The sequence below is a fragment of the Actinoplanes sp. CA-051413 genome (genome assembly GCF_050955795.1).
GTDB lineage: Bacteria > Actinomycetota > Actinomycetes > Mycobacteriales > Micromonosporaceae > Actinoplanes.
On record NZ_CP192100.1, the window covers coordinates 8,390,185 to 8,404,656 of the forward strand.

Annotated in this window: 13 protein-coding genes; 6 read left to right on the forward strand and 7 right to left on the reverse strand. The window is 71.8% G+C overall.

All coding sequences use genetic code 11. From position 1 onward, the window contains the following. Window positions 1-8: 8 nt before the first annotated feature. The 3 genes from ACQP2Y_RS39505 to ACQP2Y_RS39515 are packed head-to-tail and all read right to left on the reverse strand — an operon-like array spanning window position 9 to window position 4,289. Window positions 9-1,364, reverse strand: a complete 1,356-nt coding sequence (locus ACQP2Y_RS39505) for an aldehyde dehydrogenase family protein (RefSeq protein ID WP_433721469.1) — start codon at window positions 1,362-1,364, stop codon at window positions 9-11. After that, the gene (locus ACQP2Y_RS39510; RefSeq protein WP_433721470.1) at window positions 1,361-2,707 is read right to left on the reverse strand and encodes a glutamine synthetase family protein; all 1,347 of its coding nucleotides are present in this window, start codon (window positions 2,705-2,707) and stop codon (window positions 1,361-1,363) included. Before ACQP2Y_RS39510 ends, ACQP2Y_RS39505 begins: the two co-directional genes overlap by 4 nt. A 58-nt stretch (window positions 2,708-2,765) precedes the next feature. Next, on the reverse strand, window positions 2,766-4,289 hold the full coding sequence (locus ACQP2Y_RS39515) for an amino acid permease (RefSeq protein ID WP_433721471.1): 1,524 nt from the start codon (window positions 4,287-4,289) through the stop codon (window positions 2,766-2,768). A gap of 650 nt (window positions 4,290-4,939) precedes the next feature. Between ACQP2Y_RS39515 and ACQP2Y_RS39520 the strand changes: the two genes are divergently transcribed. Then, window positions 4,940-5,338: a MerR family transcriptional regulator gene (locus ACQP2Y_RS39520; RefSeq protein ID WP_433721472.1), complete on the forward strand. Its 399-nt coding sequence runs from the start codon at window positions 4,940-4,942 to the stop codon at window positions 5,336-5,338. Here the strand turns inward: ACQP2Y_RS39520 and ACQP2Y_RS39525 are convergent. Beyond that, window positions 5,296-6,126, reverse strand: coding sequence for an SDR family NAD(P)-dependent oxidoreductase (locus tag ACQP2Y_RS39525; RefSeq protein WP_433732236.1), 831 nt, complete (start codon window positions 6,124-6,126; stop codon window positions 5,296-5,298). The genes ACQP2Y_RS39520 and ACQP2Y_RS39525 overlap by 43 nt on opposite strands. Window positions 6,127-6,193: 67 nt before the next feature. On the opposite strand from ACQP2Y_RS39525, the gene ACQP2Y_RS39530 reads away from it, so the two are divergent. The 5 genes from ACQP2Y_RS39530 (at window position 6,194) to ACQP2Y_RS39550 (ending at window position 10,821) form a co-directional block, all read left to right on the forward strand. Then, on the forward strand, window positions 6,194-6,856 hold the full coding sequence (locus ACQP2Y_RS39530; RefSeq protein ID WP_433721473.1) for a DUF998 domain-containing protein: 663 nt from the start codon (window positions 6,194-6,196) through the stop codon (window positions 6,854-6,856). Next, window positions 6,853-8,127, forward strand: a complete 1,275-nt coding sequence (locus tag ACQP2Y_RS39535; protein ID WP_433721474.1) for a sensor histidine kinase — start codon at window positions 6,853-6,855, stop codon at window positions 8,125-8,127. Before ACQP2Y_RS39530 ends, ACQP2Y_RS39535 begins: the two co-directional genes overlap by 4 nt. Continuing rightward, window positions 8,124-8,780 carry a response regulator gene (locus ACQP2Y_RS39540; protein WP_433721475.1) on the forward strand — a complete coding sequence of 219 codons (657 nt, stop codon included), beginning with the start codon at window positions 8,124-8,126 and terminating at the stop codon, window positions 8,778-8,780. The genes ACQP2Y_RS39535 and ACQP2Y_RS39540 overlap by 4 nt, the downstream gene beginning before the upstream one ends. Window positions 8,781-8,863: 83 nt before the next feature. Beyond that, window positions 8,864-9,757, forward strand: coding sequence for an ABC transporter ATP-binding protein (locus tag ACQP2Y_RS39545; RefSeq protein ID WP_433721476.1), 894 nt, complete (start codon window positions 8,864-8,866; stop codon window positions 9,755-9,757). Continuing rightward, window positions 9,754-10,821: an ABC transporter permease gene (locus ACQP2Y_RS39550; RefSeq protein WP_433721477.1), complete on the forward strand. Its 1,068-nt coding sequence runs from the start codon at window positions 9,754-9,756 to the stop codon at window positions 10,819-10,821. The genes ACQP2Y_RS39545 and ACQP2Y_RS39550 overlap by 4 nt, the downstream gene beginning before the upstream one ends. A gap of 26 nt (window positions 10,822-10,847) precedes the next feature. Here the strand turns inward: ACQP2Y_RS39550 and ACQP2Y_RS39555 are convergent, their stop codons facing one another. From ACQP2Y_RS39555 to ACQP2Y_RS39565, 3 genes are read right to left on the reverse strand one after another with little or no spacing between them, the layout of a single operon-like run. Next, on the reverse strand, window positions 10,848-11,435 hold the full coding sequence (locus tag ACQP2Y_RS39555) for a TetR/AcrR family transcriptional regulator (RefSeq protein WP_433732238.1): 588 nt from the start codon (window positions 11,433-11,435) through the stop codon (window positions 10,848-10,850). A 2-nt stretch (window positions 11,436-11,437) separates the two neighbouring features. Next, window positions 11,438-13,582 carry a YhgE/Pip family protein gene (locus tag ACQP2Y_RS39560; RefSeq protein WP_433721478.1) on the reverse strand — a complete coding sequence of 715 codons (2,145 nt, stop codon included), beginning with the start codon at window positions 13,580-13,582 and terminating at the stop codon, window positions 11,438-11,440. Then, window positions 13,579-14,409 carry an ATP-binding cassette domain-containing protein gene (locus ACQP2Y_RS39565; protein ID WP_433721479.1) on the reverse strand — a complete coding sequence of 277 codons (831 nt, stop codon included), beginning with the start codon at window positions 14,407-14,409 and terminating at the stop codon, window positions 13,579-13,581. Before ACQP2Y_RS39565 ends, ACQP2Y_RS39560 begins: the two co-directional genes overlap by 4 nt. Between the last annotated feature and the right edge of the window lie 63 nt (window positions 14,410-14,472).

Genomic DNA, 14,472 nt, shown 5'->3' on the forward strand with positions numbered 1-14,472 from the left:
CTGACCTCTCAGGCTTCCGTCGAGATGAACACGTTCTTGACGTCGGTGAACGACAGCAGCGCGTCGGGACCGAGCTCCCGGCCCAGGCCGGACTGCTTCATCCCGCCGAACGGCGTCCAGTAGCGCACCGACGAGTGCGAGTTGACACTCAGGTTGCCGGTCTCGACCCCGCGCGAGACCCGCAGCGCCCGGCCCAGGTCGCGGGTCCAGATCGAGCCGGAGAGGCCGTACTCGGTGTCGTTGGCCAGCCGGACCGCTTCCTCCTCGTCGCGGAAGGGCAGTACCGACAGGACCGGCCCGAAGACCTCCTCGCGCCAGTGCGGGTCGCCGGTCGAGTGGGCGAGCAGCACGGTCGGCGGGAACCACCAGCCGTCACCGGCGGGTGCCTCACCGGCGAACGCGACGTCGGCGTCCGCGGTGTACGACGCCACCTTGTCCCGGTGCCCGGCGGAGATCAGCGGGCCCATCTCGGCGGTCTCCAGGGCCGGGTCCTGGACCCGGAACGCCTTGACCGCCGGTTCCAGCAGGGCGAGGAACCGGTCGTACACCGACTCCTGGACCAGCAGCCGGGATCGGGAGCAGCAGTCCTGGCCGGCGTTGTCGAAGACCCCGCCGGGGGCCGCCGCGGCGGCGCGTTCCAGGTCGGCGTCGGCGAAGACGATGTTGGCGCTCTTGCCGCCGAGCTCGAGGGTCACCCGTTTCACCTGGTCGGCGCAGCCCGCCATGATCGACTTCCCGACCCCGGTGGAGCCGGTGAAGCAGACCTTGCGGACCGCCGGATGGGTGACGAAGCGCTGCCCGACCACGCTGCCCTTGCCCGGCAGCACGGTGAACACCCCCTCCGGCAGGCCGGCCTCCAGCGCCAGCTCACCGAGCCGGATGGCGGTCAGCGGGGTGAGCTCGGCCGGCTTGAGCACGACCGTGTTGCCGGCCGCGAGGGCCGGGGCGAAGCCCCAGCCGGCGATCGGCATCGGGAAGTTCCACGGCACGATGATGCCGACCACGCCGAGCGGCTCGTGGAACGTCACGTCGAGCCCGCCGGCCACCGGGATCTGCCGGCCGGACAGGCGCTCCGGCGCCCCCGCGTAGTAGTTGAGGACGTCCCGGACGTTGCCCGCCTCCCAGCGGGCGTTGCCGATCGTGTGCCCGGCGTTGCCGACCTCCAGCGCCGCGAGCTCCTCGAGGTGGTCGTCGACGAGCGCGGCGAAGCGCCGCAGCAGCCGCGCCCGGTCCCCGGGCGCCACCTCGCGCCAAGATCCAAAAGCCTGGTGGGCCCGCTCGATCGCGGCGTCGGTCTCGGCCAGACCAAGCGACGGTACGGAGGTGAGCACAGTCCCCGTAGCGGGGTTGATTACATCTGTCACAGGCGTTCGAACCCTCGCTTAAGCTCCCAGTCGGTGACCGCGGCGTCGAAGGCGGCCAGCTCAATCTTGCCCATGTTGGCGTAGTGGGCGACCACCTCGGGCCCGAATGCCTCCGCCGCCACCGGACTGAGCTCCCACAACTCCACCGCGTCACGCAGATGCCCGGGCACCCGCGGGGCGGTGGCGTCCTCGTACGCGTTGCCCCGGAACTCGTCCTCCAGCTCCAGCTCGTTCTCCAGCCCGTGCAGCGCGCCCGCGATCAGCGCCGCGATGGCCAGGTACGGGTTCACGTCCCCGCCCGGCACCCTGTTCTCCACGCGCATGCCCTGGCCGTGCCCCGCCATCCGCAGCGAGCAGGTGCGGTTGTCGACGCCCCAGCGCAGGGCGGTCGGCGCGAACGAGCCGGGCTGGTAGCGCTTGTAGGAGTTGATGTTCGGCGCGAAGAGCAGGCTGAACTCGCGCATGGTGGCGAGCAGGCCGGCCAGCACCCGCTGCCCGGTCACGCTCAGGTGGGCCGGGCCGTCGCCGAGCATCGCCGACCGGCCGTCCTCGCCGCGCAGCGAGAAGTGGATGTGGCAGGAGTTGCCCTCGCGCTCGTTCGGCTTGGCCATGAAGGTCAGCGCCAGGCCCTCCTGAGCGGCGATCTCCTTGGCCCCGTTCTTGTAGATCACGTGGTTGTCGGCGCAGGTCAACGCGTCGGCGTAGCGGAAGGCGATCTCGTGCTGGCCGAGGTTGCACTCGCCCTTGGCGCTCTCCGGGACCAAGCCGGCGCCGTACATCTCGTTGCGGATGCGGCGCAGCAGCGGCTCGACCCGGGCGGTGCCCAGCAGCGAATAGTCCACGTTGTACTGGTTCGCCGGGGTCAGGTCCCGGTAGCTCTTGCTGAACGCCTGCTCGTAGGTGTCCTTGTAGAGCACGAACTCCAGCTCGGTGCCGGCGAACGCGGTCAGGCCGTGCCCGGCGAGCCGGTCGAGCTGGCGGCGCAGGATCTGCCGGGGCGAGGCGTAGACCGGTCCGCCCTCGGTGGTCTCCAGGTCGGCGAGGACCATGGCCGTGCCGGGCAACCACGGTACGGGCCGCAGCGTGCTGAAGTCGGGACGCATGACGAAGTCGCCGTAGCCGCTGTTCCACGACGACATCTCGTACCCGTCGACGGTGTTCATGTCGACGTCGACCGCGAGCAGATAGTTGCAGCCCTCGCTCGCCCCGGAGGCGACCTCGTCCATGAAGAACCGGCCGTGCAGCCGTTTGCCCTGGAGCCGTCCCTGCATGTCGGTCAGCGCCAGCAGGACGGTGTCGATGCTGCCGTTCGCGACGGCGACGTCGAGGTCTTCGAGGTCCATCCGGTTCCCTTCGGAGGGTGTGGGGGCCGGGCGGGTGCCCGGCCCCGTATCTAGCAGATCACTCCCCGGCCGGCATCGTCTGCTCTCCGTGCGCGGCTTTCTCGATCAGATTCTGCTTCGGCCCGGTGAACCACTTGCGGGCGCTGGCGAACCACCACAGGGTGGCGCCGCCGACGACCACCACGACAGCGACGATCGTGTAGTTGAAGTTCGCCGCGGAGATCGGACCGGCCACCGGCAGCACGAACAGCACGCAGATGAGCACCACCCAGACGATCGCGATCCAGCCGACCGCCGCACTCCACCGGCCGAGATTCCACGGCCCTGGCTGGAAGTCCGGGTTGAGCCGGCGCAACAGCACCGGGCCGACGTAGGCGATGTAGAGCCCGATGACGGCGATCGAGGTCGCGGCCGCGTACGCGGTGGTGTTCCACAGCGACGGCAGTACCAGCAGGGTGGACAGGGTGACGCAGAGCCAGATGGAGTTGGTCGGCGTACCTGTGCGGGGGTTGACCTTCTTCCACAGCCGGGAGCCGGGCAGCGCGCCGTCCCGGGCGAAGGCGTAGGACATCCGGGAGTTGGCCGTCACCGACGCCATGCCGCAGAAGAACTGGGCGACCACGCAGATGAACAGCAGGAACGTGCCCAGGTTGTGCCCGACCGCGTCGATGAAGATCTGCGCGGGCGGCAGCGCCAGCTCGGTGGTCCGTTGCGCGTCGTAGTCCTGGATCGACCAGGTGATCGCCACCAGCAGGATGAAGCCGGCGATGACCGAGACCACGACCGAGAGCACGATGCCGCGCGGCGCGGCCCGGGCGGCATCGTGGGTCTCCTCGGCCACGTGGGCCGAGGCGTCATAACCGGTGTACGTGTACTGCGCCATCAGCAGACCGATCAGCACCGCATAGATCGCAGCACCCTGGAAGGTGAAGCCCGTCTCGTTCCTGACCTCGAAGAACACCTCGGAGATCGGCTTGTGCTGGTCCGGTACGACGGCCAGGACCACCACGATCACCGCGACGCCGACCAGGTGCCACCAGGCGCTGACGTCGGAGAGCAGCCGGACCAGGCTGACCCCGAAGGTGTTGAGCAGGCCGTGCGCGACGATCAGGATCAGGAAGATCAGGAACGTACGGCCCTTGGTGACCTCCATGTCGAAGGTCAGGCTGAGGAACGCCGACGTGGTGATGGCCGCGCCGAAGTCGATCGCCGCGGTGACGGCCACCTCACCGAGGAAGTTGAACCAGCCGATGAACCAGGCCCACGCGGCCTTGTTGCGTTTGGCGAGCGCGGCGGCCCACCAGTAGAGGGCACCGGCGGTCGGATAGGCCGAGCAGACCTCGGCCATCGCCAGCGCCACGAAGGTGACCATGATGCCGACGAAGAGCCAGCCGAGCGTGATGGCCAGCGGGCCACCGGCGTTCATGGCGATCCCGTACGAGGTGATCGCGCCGGCCAGGATGGAGATGATCGAGAAGGAGACCGCGAAGTTCGAGAAGCCGGACAGTCGGCGGTGTAGTTCTTGCTGGTAGCCGAGCTGGGCGAGGCGTTCTTCGTCGGTGCTGGGAGGCTCAACGCTCATAACGACTCCCTGGATCCGAGGGGCAGATGTGACCTGGGCCACCGCTGTTCGGTGATGATCTCGCCCCGGTGTTACGCCCGTCAATGAACGGCGTTAATTGCGTTGCCGGGCGCCGGAAGCAACCCGCACACTCGTAGACATGTCAGGGCAACTTCCCTGACGACGCCACTCGGCGCGCGAGCCCTCGGCAGGCTTCGCGGAAGACCCGGGGCTGCCTCCGGCTCCCCACCCGCGGCGGCGCGGGGCGTGGTCACCTCTCTCTCGACGCAGCATCGCGCTGTGCCACGCGCCCGTCCCGTGCCGCCGCCCCTTTCGCCCTAAAAATCTACAGCGGCGAGACTAGAAATCTGCCTGTGGCAGGCATAACATCACAGAGGTCGGCCACGCACAGCCGGCACGCAACTGGCAATGACTCTGAGTTGGTAAGGAGGACGAGATACCGCAGCAACGCGAACTCGCTAAGTCCCCGACCCGACAAGAGGTGATCGCAGCCGATGCCCATCACACAGGCCATCCGCTAGCGGCACGCAAGCAGATGAGCCTCGCCGACGACGGTCGGCCACAGAATTGAACAGCCAGGGCCCCGGTAACCCGCCGGGGCCTTGGACTGTGTCCAGCCCCGCACAGTCCAGGCCAGCACGGAAGGCACCATGAGCACCGCGTTCGACGACGCCGACTTCCCGGCGTACACCATGGGCCGGGCCGCCGACATGATCGGCGTGACGCCGGCCTTCCTGCGCAGCCTGGGCACCGCCGGCCTGATCGAGCCGGAACGCTCGCTGGGCGGGCACCGCCGCTACTCGCGGCACCAGTTGCAGCTCGCGGTCCGGGTCCGGCAGCTGCTGGACGAGGGCATGCTGCTCAGCGCGGCCTGCCGGATCGTGACGCTGGAGGACCGGCTCGCGGCGGCGCACCGGCGCATCGTCGAGCTGGGCGGCACGCTGACCGCCGACGACGATGCGGACCTGCCCACCCCGACCCGGCCGGACATCGCGACCACGCACTACTACGGCTCACCGCGCGGCGACCGCTCCCCCTCCTCGCCGTAGACGGCGGTCAGGCTGGCCTCCCAGAGCTGCCGCGCCCGGGCCGGATCGACGGAACGCCCGGTGGCGCCGAACGGCCGGCGCCACGCGAAGTAGCCGCCCGGCACCGCGGCGGCCGGATCGTCGGCCAGCCACAGCAGCGTGTCCGCGCCCTGCTCCGGGCTACGGAACACCAGCTTGCCGAGGGAGAAGAGCGGACTCTGCCGGCCGAAGCGGCTGCGGATCAGGCCGGGGAAGAAACAGGTCGGCACGATCCCGTACGGACCCCAGCGGCGGGCCGCCTCGATCGTGAAGAGCAGGTTGGCCTGTTTGCTGGCGCCGTACGCGGTCCACCGGCTCAGCTGACGCCGCCCGGGACGCCGCACGTCCAGCGTGCCCCACGCCTCGGCCGCGGAGCCGGTCGTGACGATCCGCGCGGGCGCCGCCGCCCGCAGCCGGTCCAGCAGCAGGTGGGCGAGCAGGAAACCGCCGAAGTGGTTGATCTGGGCGCACGGGTCGAACCCGTCGGCGGTCAGCCGCCGGGCCGGCGCGAGCTGCCCGGCGTTGTTGACCAGCACGTCGACCCGTTCGTGGGTCGCCGCCAACGCGGCCCCGGCCGAGCGCACCTCGTCCAGCACCGCGAAGTCGGCCCGGTACGCCGCCGGCGTGCGCCCGCCGGCCTCCCGCACCACCTCGACCGCGTGCCGCAGCCGGCCCGGATCGCGGCCCAGCAGCACCACCTCGTCGCCACCGCGGGCGAACGCGGCCGCCGCGGCCAGCCCGATGCCCGAGCTACCACCGGTGACCACGATCGTGCGCCGCTCTCCCACACCCACCATTGGATCAGTCCGGGCGCGCGGCCGGGCTACGGTGGAGATCATGGTTGCGCTCGGGTACCGCCACGACCGGGTCGCCGCCCTGGCCGGCGTGGCAGTCCTGGTGGGCGCGCTCACCATGCTCGCCGGGCTGGTCGCCGCGCCGGGCCCCTGGACCGAGGGCTACGTCAGCGAGGCCGGCACGACCGGCATGCCGCTGGCTGTCGCGTACCGCTGCGGGCTCGTCGGGCTGGCCGTGGGGGTGGCGCTGCTGGGCCGGGTTTTGGGACGCGACTCGCGGCCGGTGGCGACATTGCTCGGCATCGCGGCGCTGCTGGCCGGCACGTCGGGCGTGGTGCCGTGCACCAGCGGCTGCCCGCTCCCGCCGTACGAGCCGACGACCGTGGCCGACGTCAGCCACACCGCGGCCAGTGTCATCGGCATGGTGCTGCTGGCCGGGGCCATGGCGCTGGTGGCCCTGTCGGCACCCTTCGGGCCGGTGCTGCGCCGCCTGTCCACCGCCGCTGTCGCGATCATCGTGCCGCTCGGTGCCGTCCTCGGGCTGACCATGCTGCTGTCCGGGCGCGGGCCGGTGAGCGCCACTCTCGAACGGGCGGCGCTGGTGGTGGCGGTGAGCTGGCTGGTCGGCACGTCGATCGTGGCTGCCACGGTCCGCCGTACCCGCCCGGAGCCCCGACCCGGCAGCCGTGCGATCGTCGGTGGATGACGTCCCCGACCGTCGACGACGGGCCGCGGCCCGGACCGACACCCCGCCAGCGCCGCATCGACCTCGGCATCGCCCTGGCCATCGCCACGGTCGCGGTGCTCAACGTCTTCCTGGCCCGCAGTGTCGGTCTGTTCGCCTCCGGCTCGGCACCCTCGGTGGCCGAGCAGCTCGGCTGGTCGCTGGCGGTGACGCTGCCGCTGATCTGGCGACGCAGCCATCCGGATGTCGTCGCGGTGCTGGTCGCGATCTTCTTCATCGCGGCTCAGGTCCGCGGTTCGCAGGAGCAGCAGCTGGCCTCCGGGGCCCTCTTCGTCGCGATCTACACCCTCGGCGCCTGGGGCCGCAACCGGCGCCGGAGCCGCCGGCTGCGCCTGATGATCATCGCCGCGATGTTCAGCTGGCTGGCCGTCGCCTGGTTGCTGGCCCATGACGAGGTCTTCGCGGACGGACCGCCCGGCGCCTCCGGCGAGCTGCCGCCGCTGCTGGCGGCCCTGCTCAACAGCGCCATCATCAACGTGGCGTTCTTCGGCTTCGCGTACGCCCTGGGCGAGGCGGCCCGGCGGCAGTGGCAGCTCGAACGGCGGACGACCGAGCTGCGGGCGGCGCAGGCGGTGGCCGGTGAGCGGGCGGTCATCGGCGAGCGGGTCCGGATCGCCCGGGAGCTGCACGACGTGGTCGCCCACCACGTGTCGGTGATGGGTATCCAGGCCTCGGCCTGCCGCCGGATGCTGGACAAGGATCCCGAGCGGGCCCGTACGGCCCTGACGGCCGTCGAGGACAGCGCCCGGACCGCCGTGGACGAGCTGCGGCGGATGCTGGGCGCGCTGCGCGACACCGGCGGCGCCGGCGAGCAGCCGCCGGCCGAGGCCACCCTGGAACGGGTCGACGAGCTGGTGGCCCGCGCCCGGGAGGCGGGCCTCACCGCGACCTGCAATGTGTACGGCGACCCGGTGCCGCTGCCCGGTTCCGTGTCGCAGGCGGCGTACCGGATCATCCAGGAGGCCGTGACGAACACCCTGAAGCACGCCCACGCGTCCACGTTGGACATCCGGATCCGGTACCTGGCCGGCGAGCTGGAGGTCGACGTGGCCGACGACGGCCGCGGCGCCGTCCCCGCTCCGGCCGGCGGGCTCGGCCTGATCGGCATGCGGGAACGGGTCGCGGTGCACGACGGCGTGCTGGAGAACGGACCGCGCACCGGCGGCGGCTACCGCGTCCGCGCGCGGCTGCCCCTGTCCCGGGCCCTGACCACCGCCGGGGAGCAGCGATGATCCGGGTGCTGCTGGCCGACGACCACCAGCTGGTGCGGACCGGCTTCCGGGCCATCCTGGAGAGCGAGGACGACATCGAGGTGGTCGGTGAGGCCGCCGACGGCATCCAGGCGGTCGCCCTGGCCGGCCGGCTGCGACCCGACGTGATCCTGATGGACGTCGAGATGCCCGGCATGGACGGGCTGGAGGCCACCCGGCGGGTCACCGCCCACGACGGCCCGTCGGTGCTGATCCTCACCACCTTCGACCGCGACGACTACCTGTTCGCCGCACTCCAGGCCGGGGCCAGCGGCTTCCTGCTCAAGAACGGCACCCCGGAGGCGCTGACCGAGGCGATCCGGGTGCTGGCGGCCGGGGACGCGTTGCTGGCGCCCGCGATCACCCGCCGGGTCATCGAGACCTTCGCCAACCCGGCCCTGCGGCAGCCCGGCGCCGGGACCCGGCTGGCCGAGCTGACCCCGCGTGAGCACGAGGTGCTGGTGCTGATGGCCGGTGGGGCCACCAACGCCGAGATCGCCGGGCGGCTGCGGCTGGGCGAGACCACCGTCAAGACGCACGTGAGCCGGGTGCTCATGAAGATCGGGGCTCGGGACCGGACGCAGGCGGTCGTGCTCGCGTACGAGCTGGGCGTGGTGCGGCCCGGCTCCGGCTGAGCCGGGGTCCTCCTGGCGGAGGACCCCGGTGATCATCCTCGGGCCTGACTCGCGGGCGGCGGAAGCGCCCTAGCGTGGTCACCATGACCAACGTGCTGAAAGTCGAGGCCGTCAGTCGCAGCTTCGGGGACCGGCGGGTGCTCGAGGACGTCTCGTTCACCGTGGAGGCCGGGCGGATGACCGGCTTCGTCGGCGCGAACGGCGCCGGCAAGACCACGACGATGCGGATCATGCTCGGCGTGCTCGCGCCGGACGCCGGCGAGGTGACCTGGCAGGGCGTCCCGCTCACCCGGGAGCTGCGGCACCGCTTCGGCTACATGCCGGAGGAACGCGGCCTCTATCCCAAGATGACCATCAGTGACCAGATCGTCTATCTGGGCCGGCTGCACGGACTGAGCGCCGAGGCGGCCCGCCGCAACACCGCCGCCCTGCTGGAGCGCCTCGGGCTGAGCGACCGCGCCGGCGAGCAGGTGGAGAAGCTGTCGCTCGGCAACCAGCAGCGGGTGCAGATCGCCGCCGCGCTGGTGCACGACCCCGAGGTGCTGGTGCTGGACGAGCCGTTCTCCGGGCTCGACCCGCTGGCCGTCGACGTGGTCGTCGGCGTGCTGCGGGAGCGGGCGGCCGCGGGCGCCCCGGTGCTCTTCTCCAGCCACCAGCTCGACGTGGTCGAGCGGCTCTGCGACGACCTGGTGATCATCGCGGGCGGCCGGATCCGGGCCTCGGGCAGCCGGGCCGAGCTGCGGGCCGGCTATGCGCTCCCCCGCTTCGCCGTCGAGGTCGACACCGACGCCGGCTGGCTGCGCGACCACCCGGGAGTGACGCTGATCGACCTGGACGGCGCCCGCGCGGTCTTCGACCTCGCCCCCGGCGCCGACGACCAGGAGGTGCTGCGCGCCGCGCTGGCCCGGGGCCCGGTCCGTTCCTTCGGTCCCGTCACGCCGTCGCTCGCCGAGATCTTCCGAGAGGTGAACCAGTGACGACCCTTGCCGCCGCCCGGCTCGTCGCCGCCCGCGAGATCCGGGTCAAGCTCCGGGACAAGACCTTCCTGATCAGTACGGCCTTCTTCCTGCTGATCGCCATCGCCAGCACCGTGCTGCCGGGGCTGCTCGACGGCGGCCCGGCCAAGGTCGCCACGACCGACCGTACGGTGGCCACGGCGCTGCAGCGGGCCGGCCTGGAGGTGCGTACGGTCACCACCGACGCCGAGGCGGAACGGCTCGTGCGCGACGGCGACGTGGAGGCGGCCGTGGTCGCCGGCCCGACCGTGCTCGCCCTGGAGGAAGCGCCGGGCGAGGTGGTCGAGGCGCTCAGCACCGCGCCGCCGGTGCGGTTGCTCGACCCGGATGCCACCGACCCGTTCCTGGCCTTCGTCGTGCCGTTCGCCCTGGCCTTCCTGTTCTTCATGACCTCGTTCACCTTCGGGCTGCAGATCGCGATGAGCGTGACCGAGGAGAAGCAGACCCGGATCGTCGAGATCCTCGTGGCCAGCGTGCCGGTACGGGCGCTGCTGGCCGGCAAGGTGGCGGCGATGACGTTGCTGGCGTTCGGGCAGATCGCCCTGATCGCGGTGGTCGCGCTGGTCGGGATGCAGATCGCCGGGGTGGACGCGGACGTGACCGCCCTGGTCGGGCCGACGATCGCCTGGTTCCTGCCGTTCTTCCTGATCGGCTTCGTCATGCTGGCCACACTGTGGGCCGGGGTGGGTGCCCTCGCGGCGCGGCAGGAGGACATCAACGGCGCCTCGGCACCCTTGCAGCTCGCGGTCATGGGCCCGTTCTTCGCGGTGCTGTTCCTGCGGGAGAACGCCGCGGCGATGACGGCGCTGTCCTACATCCCGTTCTCCGCGCCGATCGCGATGCCGGTGCGGTTGTTCACCGGGGACGCGGCGGGCTGGGAGCCGGTGGTGTCTCTGCTCGTGCTGGCGGTCTCCACGGTGGTGTTCCTCGCCGTCGGCGCCCGCGTCTACGAGGGTTCGCTGCTGCGCACCAACGGGCGGACGTCCTTCGCGACCGCCTGGCGCAGCCGCTCCACGGTCGGCTGACGCCTCGGCCTGTGCCGCCGGGTCGCTCAGGCGACCCGGCGGACGATCGACAGCAGGGACTGCTCGACGTCCTCGATGGACCGTTCCGGCTGGAACACCAGCCAGTCGACCGCCACGACCAGGCCCACCCCGAACAGCGCCGACGAGGCCACCCGCACGTCCAGGTCCCCGGGCAGATCCCCGGAGTCGACCCCGGCCTGGACGGTCTCGGCGATCACGCCGATCGCCTGCTCCCGCAGCAGCACCAGCGTCTGCTGCCACTCCCGGTTGGTGCGCCACATCTCCGAGAGCAGCAGCTGGGCGAAGGCCCGGTACCGGCGGATGTACTCCAGCTGGGCCCGGATCAGAGCGTCGACCGCCTCCCGGGGTGGCAGGCCGGCGACCGCCGCCCGGAACTCGTCGGTGAGCAGGCCGATCCCGTGCCGCAGCAGCTCCTCGAAGAGAGCCGTCTTGGAGGCGAAGTTGTAGTAGACGGTGCCCTTGGCGACCTTGGCCCGCAGCGCGATGTCGTCGACCGTGGTCGCCGAGAAGCCCTGCTCGGCGATGAGCTCCACCGCCGCCTCGAACAGGCGCTGCCGGGTGTCCTCGCGCCTGCGGGTCCGTCCGTCCACGATTGTCAGATCACCAGCTCCGGATGCAGGTCGGACGGGGTCAGCCGCCGCGACCGGTGGGCCACCGCCACGGTCAGGGCCAGCGCCGTGAGCCCGTAGCCGAGCAGCGCCAGTGCGCCGGTGACCACCGTACCGGCCGGGCCGCCGTCGATCGCGTGGCGCAGGGCGTCCACGACGTAGGTCATCGGCAGCAGCGGGTGCACGGCCTGGAAGAAGTCCGGCGAGGTCTGCACCGGGTAGGTGCCACCCGACGACGTCAGCTGGAGCATCAGCAGGGCCAGCGCGGCGATCCGGCCGGCCGGGCCGAGCGCGGCCCCCAGCAACTGCATGATCGCCGCGAAGGTGGTGGCCGTGAGCATCAGCAGGCCCAGGGTGAGCAGCGGGTTCACCGGATTGAGGCCGAGGCCGAAGACCACCACCGCGAACAGCAGCGACGCCTGGGTCAGCCCGATCGCCACCGCCGGCAACAGCCCGGCCAGCGCCACCCGGTACGCGGGCGCCCCGGACACCACATACCGGCGGTTCAGCGGGCGCAGCACCATGTAAGTGATCATGGCACCCACCCAGAGCGCCAGGGCCAGGAAGTACGGGGCGAAACCCACGCCGTACGTGGCGGCCGGGTGGCGCACCGTACGGTTCAGGGCGACCGGGTCGCTGAGCACGTCCGCGCGCTGGGACGGGTCGTCGCCGTACCCCGGCAGTTGCTCCGCCCCGTCGGCCAGCCCGAACGCCAGCTTGGCGGTACCGCTGCGCAGGTCACCGAGGCCGGAGGCGAGCTGATGGCCGCCGACCGTCAGGGAGTCGAGGCCACCGTCCAGCTCGCGCGCGCCGGACGCCAGCCGGAAGATCCCCCCGCGCAGGTCGTCGGCACCGGCCGCGGCATCGGCGGCACCGCTGTTGAGCCGCTGGGCACCGGTGGCGAGCTCGCCGAGGCCGGCGGCGAGCCGGTCGACGCTGCTGCGGGCGGCGGCGACATCGTCGGCCAGGTGCGGCGCGGCCTCGGCGACCTGACGGGCGGTCGCGGCGACCTCGTGCAGCCGGGCGCTCAGCGCGTCCAGGTCGGCGGAATGGACCGTGGACTGCACCCGCTCGGCCGCGGCGACCAGCTGCCGCGCGAGGTCCTTCATCTCGGCCAGCTGCGGGGTGTCCTCGGGCAGCGCGTTGATGTACTTCTGCAACTCCCGGGCCCGCTGCACGGCGTCCCCGGCCGCGTCGTCCAGCTTGTCGACGTTGCGGGCGAGCAGTTCGGCGCCGTCGGCCACCTGGTCGGCGGCGTCGGCGATCAGCTTGGCGTTCTGCCGCAGCAACGGCTCGACCTTGTCGGCAGCGGTGTCGACCGCGGTCGCGAGCTGCCGGCCGCCGGCCGCCGCCTGCTGCGTACCGGTGGCGAGCTGGGCCGCCCCGGCCTGCAACGTGGCCAGGCCGTCGGCGAGGTCGTCGGCGCCCTGCGCGGCACTGCCGAGACCGTTCGAGAGCTGCCCGGCGCCGCGGTCGGCGTCGGTAAGGCCGCCGGCCAGCCGGTCGGCGCCGCTGCTCGCGTCGCTCACCCCGTCCTCCAGCTTCGCGGCGCCGTCGGCGGCCCGCTCCGATTCCTTCTTGGCGTCGGTGAAACCGATCAGCATCTTGTCGAAGTAGCCGGCCTGGGCCCGCTGCGCGGCGGCGGCCTGCACCTCCTGGAACGCGGTACGGGAGAAGACCCCGGAGAGGTAGTTGGTGGCGTCGTCGTTGATGACCACGAGCCGGGAGGACGTCGGGGTGGCGTCCGGGTCCGGGCCGGTGGTCAGGTCCTGGGAGAAGTCCCGCGGGATGCGCAGGGCGAGCTGGTAGCTGCCGTCGGCGAGCCCGGCCTCGGCGCCGCGCTCGTCGGTGACGTGCCAGTCGAAGACCTCACGCTTGATCAGCTCGTCGGCGAGATCCTGGCCGGCGTGGACCTTGGTGCCGTCACTGGCGGTGGCGGTGACGTCCTCGACGACGAGGGCGGCGGGGATGTGGTTGAGCCGGCCGTAGGGGTCCCAGAAGGCGTAGAGGTAGAGAGCGCCGTAGAGGAGGGGGACCACGCAGAGGACTACGAGGGCGGCTGCGGGGAGACGGCCACGCAGGAAGCGGCGCAGCTCGAACCCGGCGAGCCGGACGCTGGACAAACCGGTCATGACTTCTCCTCCTGCGCGTCGCCGTCGGGCTGGGGGTCGCTCTCCCCCGCCACCGGGTCACCGGCGGCCCGCGTCTCCGCCTGGGCCTCCACCTCGGTCTCGGCCGCTTGCTCGGCCGCCGCCTCCGAATCGGGCCCAGCCGCCTCGGCGGGCTCAGCAGCCTCCGCGGTTCCGGCCGCCGGATCGGCCAGGGCCTTCGAATCGGCTTCGGCTGCAACGCCGTGATCAAGTTCTGCTTCGTGCTCCTCGGCCGGCGCCTGCACCGCACCCAGCCGTACCACTGTGGACACCCGTCCCGGGTCGACCTCGCGCGCCGTCACCAGCACGGCCACGCCGTCCTCCGCGATCGACTCCAGCTGCGTCCACAACTCCCGCGTCTCGCCCGCGTCCAGCCCCTCGTCCACCGCATCCAGCGCGATCACCCGAGGCCGTTCCAGCCGAGCCAGTACGAGCCCGAGCAACTGCCGCTGGAACGGGCTCAGCTCGTACCCCTTCATCTGCGGGTCAAGGCCGAGCAGTGGCACCTGCCCGGCCTCCCGCGGGTTTCGACCGGTCAGCAGCAACCGCTCCCGGACGTGTTCGATCACCGTGAGCACCGGTTCGGGTGACGTCACGTCAGGCACCCAGCCCAGCGCGGCCGACCCGGCGACCCGGCCGGCCGTGAGCTTGAAGCGGTGCGACAACGCGAGCAGCACCGTCGTGCGCCCGCTGCCGGGCGGGCCGACGATCGCCACGATCTCTCCCGGCTCGACGCTCACGTCGAGGTCTTGGAAGTGCCACCGGCGGCGGTGGCGTACGCCCGCCCCGGTAGCGGTCAGAACCGGCATCTCGACACCCACTTTTCAAACTGACTGGTCAGTTCAAATAGTTGCTCGTGATGCCCGTCGATG

Bases quoted from the DNA above. Each gene is read 5' to 3' on its own strand.
- ACQP2Y_RS39530 (WP_433721473.1), top strand. From the start codon at position 6,194: ATGGTTGCGCTCGGGTACCGCCACGACCGGGTCGCCGCCCTGGCCGGC.
- ACQP2Y_RS39535 (WP_433721474.1), top strand. From the start codon at position 6,853: ATGACGTCCCCGACCGTCGACGACGGGCCGCGGCCCGGACCGACACCC.
- ACQP2Y_RS39520 (WP_433721472.1), top strand. From the start codon at position 4,940: ATGAGCACCGCGTTCGACGACGCCGACTTCCCGGCGTACACCATGGGC.
- ACQP2Y_RS39510 (WP_433721470.1), bottom strand. From the start codon at position 2,707: ATGGACCTCGAAGACCTCGACGTCGCCGTCGCGAACGGCAGCATCGAC.
- ACQP2Y_RS39515 (WP_433721471.1), bottom strand. From the start codon at position 4,289: ATGAGCGTTGAGCCTCCCAGCACCGACGAAGAACGCCTCGCCCAGCTC.
- ACQP2Y_RS39560 (WP_433721478.1), bottom strand. From the start codon at position 13,582: ATGACCGGTTTGTCCAGCGTCCGGCTCGCCGGGTTCGAGCTGCGCCGC.
- ACQP2Y_RS39545 (WP_433721476.1), top strand. From the start codon at position 8,864: ATGACCAACGTGCTGAAAGTCGAGGCCGTCAGTCGCAGCTTCGGGGAC.
- ACQP2Y_RS39540 (WP_433721475.1), top strand. From the start codon at position 8,124: ATGATCCGGGTGCTGCTGGCCGACGACCACCAGCTGGTGCGGACCGGC.
- ACQP2Y_RS39565 (WP_433721479.1), bottom strand. From the start codon at position 14,409: ATGCCGGTTCTGACCGCTACCGGGGCGGGCGTACGCCACCGCCGCCGG.